This window comes from Paucilactobacillus wasatchensis (genome assembly GCF_000876205.1).
In the GTDB taxonomy this organism is placed as follows: Bacteria; Bacillota; Bacilli; order Lactobacillales; family Lactobacillaceae; genus Paucilactobacillus; species Paucilactobacillus wasatchensis.
Genome location: NZ_AWTT01000011.1, coordinates 1 through 14,138, shown reverse-complemented (window position 1 = coordinate 14,138; position 14,138 = coordinate 1). Strand labels below are relative to the sequence as shown.

The 14,138-nt window shown below is 41.1% G+C and carries 12 protein-coding genes; 8 read left to right on the top strand and 4 right to left on the bottom strand.

Annotated elements, in window-relative coordinates; translation table 11 throughout:
- Positions 1-13: 13 nt before the first annotated feature.
- The 4 genes from WDC_RS03090 to WDC_RS03075 are packed head-to-tail and all read left to right on the top strand — an operon-like array spanning position 14 to position 4,144.
- Positions 14-1,438 (top strand): glycoside-pentoside-hexuronide (GPH):cation symporter, encoded by a 1,425-nt coding sequence (locus WDC_RS03090; RefSeq protein WP_044010352.1) that lies wholly within the window; start codon positions 14-16, stop codon positions 1,436-1,438.
- A gap of 15 nt (positions 1,439-1,453) precedes the next feature.
- Complete coding sequence (locus tag WDC_RS03085; RefSeq protein WP_044010351.1) at positions 1,454-2,119, top strand: transaldolase family protein; 666 nt, start codon at positions 1,454-1,456, stop codon at positions 2,117-2,119.
- 8 nt (positions 2,120-2,127) lie between these two features.
- The gene (locus WDC_RS03080; RefSeq protein WP_044010350.1) at positions 2,128-2,814 is read left to right on the top strand and encodes a DUF4867 family protein; all 687 of its coding nucleotides are present in this window, start codon (positions 2,128-2,130) and stop codon (positions 2,812-2,814) included.
- A 1-nt stretch (position 2,815) separates the two neighbouring features.
- A complete protein-coding gene (locus WDC_RS03075) occupies positions 2,816-4,144 on the top strand; it encodes a hypothetical protein (RefSeq protein ID WP_044010349.1) in 1,329 nt (442 codons plus the stop codon).
- Positions 4,145-4,203: 59 nt separating this feature from the next.
- Here WDC_RS03075 and WDC_RS03070 read toward each other — a convergent pair whose 3' ends face one another.
- Together WDC_RS03070 and WDC_RS03065 are read right to left on the bottom strand one after the other, a co-directional pair.
- Complete coding sequence (locus WDC_RS03070; RefSeq protein ID WP_044010348.1) at positions 4,204-4,992, bottom strand: tyrosine-protein phosphatase; 789 nt, start codon at positions 4,990-4,992, stop codon at positions 4,204-4,206.
- A gap of 82 nt (positions 4,993-5,074) precedes the next feature.
- Positions 5,075-6,037, bottom strand: coding sequence for a GDSL-type esterase/lipase family protein (locus WDC_RS03065; RefSeq protein ID WP_044010347.1), 963 nt, complete (start codon positions 6,035-6,037; stop codon positions 5,075-5,077).
- 127 nt (positions 6,038-6,164) lie between these two features.
- Between WDC_RS03065 and WDC_RS03060 the strand changes: the two genes are divergently transcribed.
- Together WDC_RS03060 and WDC_RS03055 are read left to right on the top strand one after the other, a co-directional pair.
- Positions 6,165-7,181 carry a DUF1002 domain-containing protein gene (locus WDC_RS03060; RefSeq protein ID WP_044010346.1) on the top strand — a complete coding sequence of 339 codons (1,017 nt, stop codon included), beginning with the start codon at positions 6,165-6,167 and terminating at the stop codon, positions 7,179-7,181.
- Positions 7,182-7,530: 349 nt separating this feature from the next.
- Positions 7,531-8,547, top strand: coding sequence for a zinc-binding alcohol dehydrogenase family protein (locus WDC_RS03055; RefSeq protein WP_044010345.1), 1,017 nt, complete (start codon positions 7,531-7,533; stop codon positions 8,545-8,547).
- Between the two features lie 72 nt (positions 8,548-8,619).
- Here WDC_RS03055 and WDC_RS03050 read toward each other — a convergent pair whose 3' ends face one another.
- Positions 8,620-9,288, bottom strand: a complete 669-nt coding sequence (locus WDC_RS03050; RefSeq protein ID WP_044010344.1) for a Crp/Fnr family transcriptional regulator — start codon at positions 9,286-9,288, stop codon at positions 8,620-8,622.
- Positions 9,289-9,451: 163 nt separating this feature from the next.
- A complete protein-coding gene (locus WDC_RS03045) occupies positions 9,452-10,618 on the bottom strand; it encodes an iron-containing alcohol dehydrogenase (RefSeq protein ID WP_044010343.1) in 1,167 nt (388 codons plus the stop codon).
- Between the two features lie 357 nt (positions 10,619-10,975).
- On the opposite strand from WDC_RS03045, the gene WDC_RS03040 reads away from it, so the two are divergent.
- Together WDC_RS03040 and pepF are read left to right on the top strand one after the other, a co-directional pair.
- Positions 10,976-12,250, top strand: a complete 1,275-nt coding sequence (locus WDC_RS03040; RefSeq protein ID WP_044010342.1) for a cation:dicarboxylate symporter family transporter — start codon at positions 10,976-10,978, stop codon at positions 12,248-12,250.
- A gap of 12 nt (positions 12,251-12,262) precedes the next feature.
- Positions 12,263-14,071, top strand: a complete 1,809-nt coding sequence (gene pepF / locus WDC_RS03035; protein WP_044010341.1) for an oligoendopeptidase F — start codon at positions 12,263-12,265, stop codon at positions 14,069-14,071.
- The last annotated feature ends 67 nt before the right edge of the window (positions 14,072-14,138 follow it).

Sequence of the window (14,138 nt, the reverse complement as noted above, 5' to 3'; positions counted from 1 at the left end):
AGGAGGAACCATTATGCAAAAACAAATCGAGCCGGCCGTCGCGCAAAATGATATTGCGCCAAAGACCGTTACATTAAAAAACAAAATTGCCTATGCGATGGGCGATGTCGGTAATAACTTTTTGTTTGATATGGGGCAACTGTATCTACTGAAGTACTTTACCGATCAGTTAAAATTACCAGCTGCAGCTGCGGGAACTATTTTCCTGGTGGCTAAAATTTGGGACGCCTTCATGGATATCAGTGTTGGAACTTGGATTGATAATCGAACTAATATTGGTAAACGCGGTAAGTTTCGACCATTTATTTTATGGTCCGCCATTCCGTTAGCGTTGTTACTGATTGCAAACTTTACTATGCCTAGTTTTTCAGTGACCGGTCAGTTAGTTTGGGCCTACATTGCTTATATGCTATTTGGCACCTGTTACAGTATTTCCAACATTCCGTTTGGTTCCATGATCCCAACAATGACCAAAAACAGTCAGGAGCATTCTGAACTGGCGTCATATCGTCAAGCTGGTTCTAACTTAGGCCTAATGATTGCTACAATTGGTTTTATGCCGATTGTGACGTCATTGCCCAATGAAAAAATTGGTTACACGGTGGCAGTGTTGATCTTCGCAGTTGTCGGCGTGTTGTGCCAATGGTACTCCTATGCCAGCATCAAAGAAGTGTATCAGGTACCAGTTAAAGAAAAAGTTGACCGAAAAGAAATTAAACATGCATACAAAGCATTACTAAAAAATAAATCACTGTGGACTGTTAGCTTGGTTAATTTGTTTACTTTTTCAGCATTTAACTTGAAGCTGGCAGTGCAGGTTTACTACTGTCAGTATGTGCTTAAAAATACTACCGCAGTGTCGCTACTTGGCTTCTTTAGTATTGGCATGGTGTTTGTCTCCGTCTTTTTGACACCAATGTTAACGCGTAAATTTGATAAGAAAAATGTTTACATACTAGGCTGTCTCATTTGGGCGGTGGCAGATATTGCCGGTTTCTTCTTTGCTAGCAATACATTCTTACTGGTGTTATTAACAAGTGTAGCTTACTTGGGCAATGGATTCACCAGTGCCCTTAACTGGGCGTTAGTGTCTGATTGTGTTGAGTATGGCGAATGGAAAACCGGAATCCGCTCAGAGGGATTGGTTTATTCGTTTTTCACTTATTTCCGTAAATTATCTCAAGCACTGGCCGGCTTTATTCCGGGCATTGTATTGTCATTAGTTGGCTATGTTCCTAATCAAACACAGACAGCAACCGCAATTCTTGGAATTCGGGGATTAATGTTTATCTACTCAGCTGTGTTGGCAATTGCGACGATTGGATTAATGTACTGGCTCTATCCGTTAACTGAAAATCGTTACAGCAAGATTATGCATGAACTGTTACAACGGCGAGCGCGTGAACCACAACCACAGCCGGTCCTGGAGAATAATTAGGAAGAAGGAATTAAAATGAAATATTTTTTAGATAGCGCCAAGTTAGATGAGATTAAGGTGGCCTATGAGCAATATGGATTTGACGGCGTTACCACGAATCCAAAACATATCATGAATAGCGGCAAACCATTTAAAACATGTTTAGCAGACATTGCAGCATATGTGGCAGACAAGCCTGATTTTCCAGTATCGGTGGAAATTAATCCACATCTTGAAAGTGCTGCAAAAATGGTTTCGATGGCCCAAACTATTAGCCAAATATCACCTAATTTTGTGATCAAAATTCCGACTAACCAACAAGGAATTATTGCTGCTCGTCAGTTGGAACAGCAGGGTATTCGGACTAATTTAACGTTAGTATTTTCACCTGCACAGGCGTTAATGGCCGGTAAAGTAGGCGCCAAGTATGTCTCACCGTTCGTGGGTTGGAAAGAAGACTACGGTGACGATGGGCTAAAGTACGTTCAAGACATTATAGACATTTATGCACATTATCATTTCAAGACTGAAGTGATTGTTGCGGCGATTAGAACTGCCAAACAGCTTGAGACCGCAGCAATTTATGGCGCTGACATTGTGACATGTGCTTTGTCTGTTTACGAGACCAGTTTCAACAATCCGTACACAGATTTAGGATTAAAGACTTTTCAAGCTGCATGGGACAATACAAAGACTGAGTAGGTGATTAAATGAGAACATTAAGCCAATTACAAGAACAAAATCAACATTTAAAAATCAAATCGGTGGCTGATGATGCATTTGCTCAGTTTGGCCAAATCATTTCATTACCGTATCAAGATAAACTAGCGCAACAGCTAGCAGCGACAGACATTCCAAGTAGCAATAATAAATATGTCCGCGATGATCAGGCCTTTTTAGCTGATGAACAACGGCAGGTGGTTGCACGAGAATGGTATGGCGAACAAGCAATTGAGATTGGTTATTGCAACGGCAATAGTAGTCAAATTAATGCTTTGGAATTTCATAATTGTTCTGAAATTAATTTAGCTGGGACGGATTTGGTTCTATTTTTAGCTCACCGGAATCAATTGCATGATAATCAACTTAATACCAATCAGACACAAGCTTTCTTTGTACCACAGGGAACGGCAATTGAAATATATTCAACGACAATGCATTTTGCCCCTTGTCGCGTATGGCAAGCTGGTTTCAAGTGTTTAGTGATATTAGTGGATCAAACCAATACACCACTGACAACAGCTCGTAAGTCATCTGATTTATTGTTTCAGCATAATAAGTGGTTATTAACTCATCAGGAAAATCAACGCATGGTCCAACAAGATGCCTATGTTGGTTTAATCGGGAAAAATTTAGCAGTTAAACCACTAAACTATATCGCGGAAGGAGTACGATGACATGAGTAAAATCTTATATTTACCAGTGGTGCGGCGTAAGTTTGACGCTGAATTTGCCACTAAAATTATGGCCGCTACTAAAAAACAGATAGTTGAATATGATGTAATTGCTCCTCAAGAAGCCTTAGGCGACCCACAAGAACTAGCAAGCTTTTTAAGTACAATCCAAGAAAATGACATTGCCGGAATTATTTTTCAAAACACCACGTTTACAGATGCCGAATTCATTCAATTAGTGCAGCGATCATATCCGACGACACCAATCTTGTTACTAGCCCCGCGCGAGCCCAGTATTCACGGTTGGCTTCATTTAAATGCGTTAACTGGACTAATGAGCAGTGGTAACTATTTAGCCAGCCAAAAGCACCAATTTCAGCATATTTATGGCAATCCAGATGAAGAGGCGGTACAGCAAGTCATCGCAGATTTTGTGCAATCGGTTAAAGTTAAGGACGACTTAGCCCATCTCAATATCGGTGTAGTTGGTACATTTCCACCAGGATTTTTCTTTTCAGACGCTGATGCCGATCAGCTACAGGCTAATTTTGGGGTGCACTTAAAACATTATGAAATCGACGAAGCCTTTGCTCAAGCAGAGGCGTTGCAGCCACAAGAATATCAAACCCAATTGGACTATGCCAGCCAGCACTACAACAACTTGAACGTCAAACAAGATGAAACAATCCGGTTCGTTAAATATGTGACATTGATGCATCAATGGGCACAACGTGATAATTGGGGCGCGCTAGCTTCCCGCTGCTGGCCTGATTTCTTTGATAAATATCATAGTGCACCGGGGTCGGTATGGACCCAATTAGGTGACCAAAAACTACCAACGGCGATGGAATGTGATATTCATGGTGCGCTTTCGATGTATATTTTGCAGCAAATGACGCCGCAACAAGATGCAACCTTCTTAGGGGATGTTTCCAGTTTGGATGAAGGCGATAATACGATCACAATGTGGCATGATTATGGTGCGTATTCACTTGCTAATCCTAAGTATGGTGTGGAGGCCAGTGTCCATCCCAATCGTAAGATGCCTGTCAGTCCACAAATGGTATTGAAGCCAGGACTAGTGACTATTTTGCGAGTGCATTATGATGCAGATGGCTACCGCTTTGTGATTACAAAAGGAACCGTGAAAGATACACCAGCCCAGTTTAATGGTGTTTCTGGTAGAATAGAAATGCAGCAACCGGTCAACGAATTGATGGACCAATTTGTGGCTAATGGCTACGAATCACACTTTGCACTTGTATATGGTGACTATGTGAGTCAACTTGAAAAATTGGCGCAAATGCTAGATTTACCCAGTACAACATATTGATAGAAAAAAATCGTCTCATTAGGTAGCTGCCTAGTGAGACGATTTTTAAATGGTTAAATTTAATCTAAATACAGTTTTTGTAAATCCTTCATTTGTGATTCAGAAACAGCTAAATACTGCTGCAAGTAGTTTTTAACATCGCCATACTGGCTGTCAATTTCTTGTAGAGCTGTGTTGACATAGTCTGGTGAGACCGTAGAGAGCGCGAATGTATTTTGGGCAAATGCATCCGGCAAACCAGCCGCTTTAATTTTGGCAATATTGGCGGCGACAAAGTCCCTTGTGACTGAATTGGTCAGTAAATAATCGCGCACAATTGTTGGTCGGTCAACGTTGAGCGCGCTCAACAAGAAGACAGCGCCCATCCCAGTACGGTCTTTACCGGCAGTACAGTGAAACAGTGCAGCACTGTGATCGTCATTACTCAGAAGCTGACTGAAAAATGTTTGATAGGATTCTTTAGCTTGTTTGGTAGTGACCATATCGCGGTATACGTCCAACATATGCTTATAGCCGGCATCTGGTCGGTCCGAATAATCAGCCATAATTTGTTCTTGACTGTGTGAAGCATCTGTTTCGTCAGTTTGAAAAACCGGTAAAGCAGTGTAGGCTGCACCAGTTGGAATTTTATCTGGACGTGCTGAAATTTCATCAGGAGCTCGAAAATCAAGATCGAGTTTTACGTTAAATTGTGCAAGTACATCTAAATCGTGCTGGTCGAGTGAATTTAAGTGTCCCGACCGAATTAAGCGCCCCCATTTGATGGTGTGTCCATCAGTGGTCGTGTAGCCACCAAGATCGCGAAAATTATTGCCATGTTGAATCGGTAGTAGCCGTTCGTATTTCATATTTTATCCCTCATCAATATTTTTTATTATCCATTCGTAATTGTACCGTGTCTGAAGCTAAAAAGACAATCTTTGGTTTGAGTTATGTTAATGTTCGTAGGACCCGGGCCAATTCATTACCCGCAATTTGAGAACCTTTGGCATCAGGATGGAGGCCGTCCGTGTAAGATAAGTGCCAATTTTTGGTTTCGATAAGTTGAATGTTGTTAAATTTAGTTGCCGTGGTGCGAAAAATAGGAGCAAACGTTTGGCTAAATGGAATCATTAATTTGATCGGCGCAGCAAAAAACAATTGGTTAACCTGTTGAATGAATGCTGGTAATGCTTGGGCAAATACTGAACGGTCAAAGCGGCGGTCGTTGACGCCAATGTTGATGACTATGGCCGCGGTGGCCGGGGGTTGCCACGGCGATGTGGCATCAATGTGATCGAGAAAATCAAAGGCGTTGGGCACACCCCCAGTCCCAGGCTTTAAAATTCCAGCAGCCGAGTATGAAATACGACCAGCATCCAGGTTTAATTGATCGGCGCAAATTGAAACATAATTAGCTTCAGCCGCATAGTCAAAAGATGCGTGGTGGCCATTAATCCAACAGCCTGATGTAATTGAATCACCAATAAAGGTTACGGGCCGAGCAAGTGGTGTTGGTGTGATAGTGGCTGATTGGTCTATCGCAAATGATTTTAGGGCAAAACCTTGCTTTTCAGTCCAAACACCGTCGAGATCGCTGTTACCAACCAGCATTAATTCAATGGTATGGCGGTCTCTTGACAAGTTGATTATTGCAGGCATCTGGTTGGTCATAAATCGTTGCCACTGTTGTTGGTCAATGCGAACTGCAATGGTTTGACTAGGACCAAATGGATTGCCATTATTGAAAAAGTCGACACCTAACTGAGTGCTATTTACGAGATTGAATTTAATGGTGGACCCAAGATTAGTTGAGTAAAGCGTGTCGGTCTGGTGAACAGATTTGATCGTCCAACGACCAACAAGGCTAGTTTGATTTATTATTTGCTGTGGTGTGAGTTGTTTAGTTATCATTAATTGCCCCTCAATATGAATATTAAATTAATGCTAAATAATTAGCCTTTTAATTAATAAAATTAGGCGTTAATTTTGTTTTGTATGCGACCATGGTAAAATAGTGAAGTACTTTAGGAGGTGCACAATGAAATTTATCAAAAAAATTGCATTAACCTTGGCACTTGTGCTAGTTGGTGCGGTTGCAATCCCAGCAGCAACGGCAACTGTTACCTATGCGGATACAACAGCGGATACTAGCAGCAGCTCTGCAGTGCAAACACAAGCACTATCGAAGCCCTACGTTGTGTATGGGGCTGGCTTAGCTTCCAGCGACCGGTCATCAGTGGCCAGTGCACTGGGTGCTAATGATAATTATACAGCATTAACTTCAACAGCAACTGATTATGCTCAATACATTAGTTCGAGTGGCACCACCGATTCAGCCATGATTAGTTCAGTTGCTTTGGCACCAGCCGATTCTGGCGCTGGGGTTAAGGTAAACATTGTTAAATATAATGGTGAAAGTAATATTACTGAAGTTACAGCGCAACAATATGCTATGGTAGCAACGATGGCAGGGGTTAATGATATCATTATTACTGTGACTGCTAACAAAGCAGTTTCGGGTCAGGCTGCGTTAACTGGTGTTTATAAAGCATTAGCAGCAGATGGAATTACATTGAGCTCAGAGAATACCACAGCAGCCAATAGCGTACTAAATGCAACGCAATCAGCAATTGATCAAAATAGTGGTGACAAAACATATTCTGGTAAATTGATGGCGGCGGTTGGAACTGTATCTGCTGATTTAGCCAAACAACGGCAAAATGATAATGAATATGCCACCAAGGCCGAAGTACGTGAAATGTTAGATAAAGCACTAGCAAATAGTAACTTAAGTTCCAAAACGCCGGAAGCTTCAAAGGTACTGATCGTCAATGCATTGATTCAAGTACAAAAAGCACCGGTCTCAACTTCAAAAACATATATTAGCAACGTGAAAAATGTTGCGAGTTCATTAAAGGGTAGTGTCGGTAGTGCGATGGCCAAACTAGGTGACTTCGCCAATAGCGCGGACGGAAAAGCATTAATGGCAAAATATGGCAACATATTCCAGCGAGTATGGCAGCGGATTGTGGAGTTCTTTGAGGGCATATTTTAGGAGTGTGAGAAACCGCGCCTAGAAGTCGGAGTGTAACGTGAAAATAACGAGGATGGATGGCGAACTACAGCCATCCATCCTCGTTATTTTTATGTTACACGGAGACTTCTGCGGTTGTCGAACACGTTCAATCAATAAAAAAAGTAAAAGGCTTGCTTATTTGAATCATATTGTTACACGGAGACTTCTGCGGTTGCCGAACACGTTCAATCAATCAAAAAGTAAAAGTTTTGTTTAATTGCTAATGTAGTTGTTTAGCCAGTAAATTAAATTACTATAGCCCATTCACCCAATTTTCGCTCAATTTGTAGTAAACTATCCCCAAACTAATCAAAGGAGCAATCAAAAAATGAAAGCAATTGGAATATACGAAGGCGCACCTTCAGCCAAATCTCAGCAATTTGCTGAAATTGAACTGGCCAAGCCAGTCCCAACTGGTGACGATCTGTTAGTAAAAGTATCAGCTATATCAGTCAATCCAGTTGATACAAAGGTCCGCCAAGCAACGGCGGTGCAATCACAATTGAAGATTTTAGGCTATGATGCAGTTGGAATTATTGATTCAGTAGGGCCAAAGGTGACTGAATATCATCGTGGTGATCGTGTTTTCTACGCTGGTACTAATCAAAGATCTGGTTCTAACCAGGAATTTCAACTAGTAGATGCACGCCTGGTGAGCTTAGCCCCACAAAAACTATCCGATGCTGATGCAGCCGCAATGCCATTGACCATGTTGACGGCGTATGAATTAATTTTCGAAAAGTTTCAGGCTAAGTTTGGACCGCAGGCTAATTTGGGCCGGACAATGTTAATTATTAATGGTGCTGGTGGCGTGGGCTCAAGTGCAATTCAGTTGGCTAAGTGGGCTGGCTTTAAAGTGATTGCCACTGCCTCGCGCCCTGAAACAGTTGAATGGGTTACAAAAATGGGGGCCGATTTAGTTGTTAACCACCACCATGATTTATGGCAACAATTAGGTGACCAGTACGCTGACAAAATTGATGATATTATGATTCTTCATTCCACGGAAAACTATTTTGATGTTGCTGCTAAACTTGTGCGACCATTGGGCCATGTCGGATCAATCGTGGAAACAAGTAAACCTGTGGCGTTAGGCAAACTAAAAGACAAAGCTGCTAGTTTTGACTGGGAGTTTATGTTTGCAAAGGCTAAATATGAAATTGAAGTTGAATCTCAAGGAAAAATTTTAGCTGACCTGGCAAAATTATTAGATAGTGGAGCAGTTGCTTCAACCAGGACGCAAACGATTAATTCAATTTCAACAACCACGTTACAGCAAGCTCATGAACAAGTGGAAGCCAACAAGATGGTCGGCAAGTTAGTACTGGTTGGACCGTTTAATTAAAAAATAGGGGCTGGACAAAAAACATAGTTTTTGTCCAGCCTCTTTCTGGTTACGATTGTTATCATTCACATTTTAATTAATTAATGCTAAAGCATCACTATCTTCAATGGTAATCTTTTTGCCGCCACCTTGAATGATTAAGCCTTGGTCCTCAAATTCTTTTAGTTTGCGGCTGATCGTTTCTGGTGTGGTGCCCAAGTATGTGGCTAAATCCTTTTTCTTCAGTGGTAATTTAAATGAAGTGACTTTTAGTCCGGCGGCTGTTTCTACCAAATAGTCAGCCAGTCGAGATTCAATCGAGGAGGTTGTGGCCTGGGTTGTTCGCTTTTCTAACTTAGATAGGCGGTTACCAAATTCGTTTAACAAATTAATGCTAATGCTAGGGTACTTTTGCATCAGTTTCTGAAAGTCACTACGCTCGATTTGGCAAATCGCAGTTGGCAATAGTGCTTCACCAAATGATTGACGGTTGGTTTGTGAGAAAAGAGCAGATTCGCCTTCAAAATCACCAGTCTTTAATAAATAAAGGAGCTGTTCACGACCATTTTCGGCCAATTGATAAACTTTAACTTGGCCGCTAGCAATGATCATCAAAGCATCTAATGAATCGCCAGCCGCAAAAATAGTTTCTCCGGGCTGATAATGGTGCTGATGAACGATTGATTCAATCGTATCTTTATCAGCGTGGGTTAATTGTGCGAAAAGCGGAACTAATGAAACGCATTCGTGTGCTAAAGTCATGAGATAACTCCTCCTCGAGTAATAATACTAGCTAAAGAATAGCACTATCAGCGACAAAAGACTAAAAAATTGCATGTTAAATAATACAAAAACACGTGCTGATTCAGCGAACGAATCACACGTGTTTGCACTTTTATCAATCGTTATCGAAATGATAAAAATATTATTTATTGTAAGCAGTGGTGAATAAATCGATAACGTCTTGTTCATTACCAATTCGAGGGTTAGAACCGGCGTTACCATCTTTGAGTGCATTTTTAGCTAACAATTCAAAATCTTCTGGCTTAGCTCCTAATTCCTTCACTGTGCGAATACCAACTTGTTTTGAGATTCGTTCAAGTGCATCGATGGCTTTTTGAGCAGCATCCCAAACATTTAAGCCATCAACTTTTTCACCCATAAAGCGAGCAATATCAGCGAATCGTTCCGGTGCAGAAATCATGTTCCATTGTTCAACTGTTGGCATCAATGAAGCACAACATTCGCCATGGGGAGCATCATATTGACCGCCCAATTGATGAGCCATTGCATGAACGTAACCCAGATCAGCATTATTAAATGCCATTCCAGCTAGTAGTGATGCTTCTGCCATTTTTGTTCGAGCTTCAACATTGTGACCATCAGCATATGCTTGTGGTAAGTACTTGCTGATAATTTTAATTCCTTGAATTGCTTGGGCATCAGTGATGTCGTTACGATGCGTTGAAACATACGATTCAACGCAGTGAGTCAAAGCATCCATTCCGGTTGCAGCTGTCATTCGTTTAGGAACTTCGAGCATTAACAAAGGATCATTGAATGAAACTAGTGGAACGTTACGCCAAGAAATAACAACGAACTTTAACTTAGTTTCTTCGTTAGTAATAACAGTATGACGGGTAATTTCACTGGCAGTGCCAGCAGTTGTGTTGACGGCTAACAGTGGTGGCAGTGGGTTATCAAGTGTATCGATTCCAGCAAGCTTAGTGATGTCATCACCATTGGTTAAGACAATGCCAATTCCCTTGGCGCAGTCATGTGATGAGCCACCACCAACAGAAATAATACTGTCACAACCGCTATCAAGATAAACTTTTTTGCCTTCTTGGACGTTGCGAACCTTAGGATTTGGCTCGACGTTATCATAAAATACATAGTCAACGCCCGCTGTCTTCAATGAAGCTTCAGTTTGTTTAACGGGACCATTTTCCATGTTGCGTAAAAATTTGTCAGTAACGATCAATGGCTTTTTCATGCCCAAGATTTTGGCACGATCACCAATTTTCTTAATCACACCGGGTCCAAAAAAGTTGACGTTTGGCATCATGAAATCTGTGTTTGGTTCTACCATAAGTAATCCCTCCAGAGATAAAGTTGTTTGAAAAATAATTCACAATCAATGCCAAAAAAATAAAATTATTCGAGCTAAAATTGGCAATGATTGGGGCACCATTTTTCTGATTCATCGTTATTGTAAATGTATTACTTACATTTTGCAAGCGCGAGTTTTGCAAAGGTTATTGACAATTAATGTGTTCTGCTAAATGGCGATAATGAGTAATTAGATCTATCTCATTTTGAAATACAATTTAGTTGTGCGGTAGTGCACGTTTTCAATTGCATTACAAAAATGCAACCAAAAATACCCGCAGCAGATTAAATGTGCTAAACTGGATTTATTAAAATTTTATGAGGAGGATTGCAGACGATGAAACATTATCGCTTTACACGGCTCAGCTTAGGCTGGCAAATCGTGATTGGCTTAGTTTTAGGTATTATTGCGGGAGGAATTTTTTATCATAATAAAGCAGCAATCACGGTGATGCAAAACTTGGGGACGATGTTCATCAGTTTAATTCAGATGATTGTACTGCCAATTGTTGTTTCCTGTTTAACAGTTGGGATTGCTAACATGGGTGATATTCATAAATTGGGCCGGATTGGTGGCAAAACTTTAATTTATTTTGAAGTAATGACCACCGTCGCAATTGCACTAGGGTTAGTGATTGGTAATATTACCCACCCGGGGACATTTATTGATATTCATCAGTTACAAAGTACTGATATTTCACAATACATGAGTACAGCTAAATCAGCTTCACACACTGGAATTTGGGATACGATTATGGGCATTATCCCAACCAACTTTTTTAAAGCTCTTTCCACTGGTGATATGATGCCAGTAATTTTTTTCTCAGTATTTTTTGGTTTAGGAACTGCCGCAATTGGCAAACGTGGCCAAATTGTTATTGATTTTTTGCAGGCTACTTCAGAAGTAATGTTTAAGGTCACTAATTGGGTGATGAAGTTTGCGCCAATTGGAGTGTTTGGCCTAATTGGAATGACCGTTGGTGAAATGGGCTTTAGTGCACTAGCACCATTGGGATTATTCGTGTTAATTGCTTATGGCACAATGATTATTTTTGTGGTTGTAATCATGGGAATTGTCGCCCGTATTTTCGGCTTCAAGTTCTGGGCTTTAATGGATGTCATTAAAGAAGAGATCGGAATCGCATTTTCAACTGCTAGTTCAGAGGCAACGCTTCCCCGGTTAATGGATAAAATGCAAAAATATGGTGTTAGCAAAGGGATTGTCTCCTTCGTAATTCCAACTGGTTATACCTTTAATTTAGATGGTTCTGCCATCTATCAATCATTAGCTGCCTTATTTTTAGCACAGGCTTACGGTATCCACCTGACATTAGGTCACCAAATCACGTTGTTAGTTGTATTGATGATCACTTCAAAAGGAATGGCCGGCGTGCCTGGAGCTTCTTTTGTGGTGTTGTTAGCAACTGTTTCCACGATTGGGGTGCCAATGTCTGGCTTAACGTTTATTGCCGGTATTGACCGCTTTGTAGATATGGGGCGGACGGCAGTTAACGTGGTTGGTAATTCACTGGCAACCATGGTAATTGGTAAATCAGAAAATGAGTTTGATGAGGCCAAGAGCGAACAGTATTTGGCTGAAATTAAGTCGTAAGGGGTGCAAGCATTGGCAACAGAAAAATTATTACCGCGTGACCAGGTACCTGAACAATTAAAATGGAATTTGAAGTTATTATTTGAATCTGATGATGCAATGAAAGCGGCACTACAACAAACAATTCTGCGGGTAAATGAATTTACGCAGTTGCAGGGCAAAGTTGGGCAAAGTGCAGCTAATTTACTAGCTGCATTACAAGCAGAAAAAAGGATTAATGAAGAATTAGAGCGCGAATTTGTGTACGGATTTTTACGACGTGATAGTGATACAACCCAGGCACAAGCAGTTAGTTTGTATGGTGAAGTAGCCAATACGCTTAGCAGGATTAGTGCACAGACGGCCTTCTTGGAACCTGAAATTGTGGCCATTGATGAGGCGCAGCTAACAAAATTCTATGCAACCGAACCACAGTTAACTGAATTTAAGTTTATGCTAACTAAAATTCGCCAACAAAAGGCACATATTTTATCGGATAAAGAAGAGCAATTGCTTGGTCGTGCCGGGAAAGCGTTGGATGCAGCTGATGATATTTATAATACGCTGAACGATGCTGATTTAGATTTTGGACTAGTTCATGACGACAATGGCAATCAAGTGCCACTCACACATGGTAACCGGAGCCAGTTTACAGAATCTCAAAATCGGAATGTCCGCCGTGAAGCCACGCTGGCGTACGAAAAACCATATCATAACTTGCGCAATACCTTTGCTCAGACATTAAACAGTTTTATTAGCTCACAAAACATGCAGGCGGAAGTTCGTCATTTTGACAGTGGTCGAGCAGCTGCGTTGAGTGGTGAACAAATTCCAGAAAGTGTTTACGATACACTGGTTAAAAGTGTTAATGAGCATTTGCCGTTGGTTCATCGCTGGTATGCCCTGAAAAAAGAAATTATGCAGTTAGATCCGTTTTATAAGTATGATATCAATGTGCCAATAGCGGGTCAGGATTTATTGAAGACCACTTTTGCTGAAGGTAAAGCAATGACGCTGGATGCACTATCGGTGTTAGGGCCGGAATATGTTGCTGGGTTAAAGCAGGAATTTGATCAGCGTTGGATTGATGCTGCAGAAAATAAAGGCAAACGATCAGGTGGCTATCAAATAAGTGTGTATACTGCTAATCCATTTATTTTATTGAACTGGACGGATAAATTGTATAGCACATATGTGTTGGCCCATGAATCTGGCCATGCAATGCATAGTTACTTTTCACAAAAAAAGCAACCTTCAGAGTATGCCGATGCACCGATCTTTTTAGCTGAAGTTGCATCAACGTTTAACGAAAATATTTTGACAGACTATTTACTCAAAAAATATGCGGACAATAAGCAGGCGTTGATTTTTATTTTAGAGCAATCGATCTCAGGCTTTGTGGGCACCATTTATCGGCAAACCCAGTTTGCTGAATTTGAACATCAAGCTTATCAGGCCGAACAAAATGGACAGGCATTAACGGCCGATTATTTAGATCAATTGAATGGTGAGCTGGTGAATAAGTATTACGGTCCAGCAGTGACCGAGTCTGGCACAAGAACGCAAAGCTGGGCATATGTACCACATTTTTATATGAACTACTATGTTTATCAGTACGCAACATCCTGGGCGGCAGCAACAGCATTGTCACAAGGTGTTTGGCAGCATGACGAAGACGCCTTGGAAAAGTATCAAACATTTCTAAGGGCGGGTGGTTCTGACTATCCAATTGAAATTTTAAAACAGGCAGGCGTCGATATGACAAATGATCAGTATTTAGTCCGTGCCTTTGGCGTGTTTGAACAAAGATTGGATCAGATTGAACAATTATTAAGAGCGTGAGCAGCCACGATTTGACTCCGTGGTGTAAGCCCAAAAACCCCAGGACAAGTGAATTACTTGTCCTGGG

Bases quoted from the DNA above. Each gene is read 5' to 3' on its own strand.
- WDC_RS03080 (WP_044010350.1), top strand. From the start codon at position 2,128: ATGAGAACATTAAGCCAATTACAAGAACAAAATCAACATTTAAAAATC.
- WDC_RS03090 (WP_044010352.1), top strand. From the start codon at position 14: ATGCAAAAACAAATCGAGCCGGCCGTCGCGCAAAATGATATTGCGCCA.
- WDC_RS03045 (WP_044010343.1), bottom strand. From the start codon at position 10,618: ATGGTAGAACCAAACACAGATTTCATGATGCCAAACGTCAACTTTTTT.
- WDC_RS03065 (WP_044010347.1), bottom strand. From the start codon at position 6,037: ATGATAACTAAACAACTCACACCACAGCAAATAATAAATCAAACTAGC.
- WDC_RS03060 (WP_044010346.1), top strand. From the start codon at position 6,165: ATGAAATTTATCAAAAAAATTGCATTAACCTTGGCACTTGTGCTAGTT.
- WDC_RS03070 (WP_044010348.1), bottom strand. From the start codon at position 4,992: ATGAAATACGAACGGCTACTACCGATTCAACATGGCAATAATTTTCGC.
- WDC_RS03040 (WP_044010342.1), top strand. From the start codon at position 10,976: ATGAAACATTATCGCTTTACACGGCTCAGCTTAGGCTGGCAAATCGTG.
- WDC_RS03075 (WP_044010349.1), top strand. From the start codon at position 2,816: ATGAGTAAAATCTTATATTTACCAGTGGTGCGGCGTAAGTTTGACGCT.
- WDC_RS03085 (WP_044010351.1), top strand. From the start codon at position 1,454: ATGAAATATTTTTTAGATAGCGCCAAGTTAGATGAGATTAAGGTGGCC.
- WDC_RS03055 (WP_044010345.1), top strand. From the start codon at position 7,531: ATGAAAGCAATTGGAATATACGAAGGCGCACCTTCAGCCAAATCTCAG.
- WDC_RS03050 (WP_044010344.1), bottom strand. From the start codon at position 9,288: ATGACTTTAGCACACGAATGCGTTTCATTAGTTCCGCTTTTCGCACAA.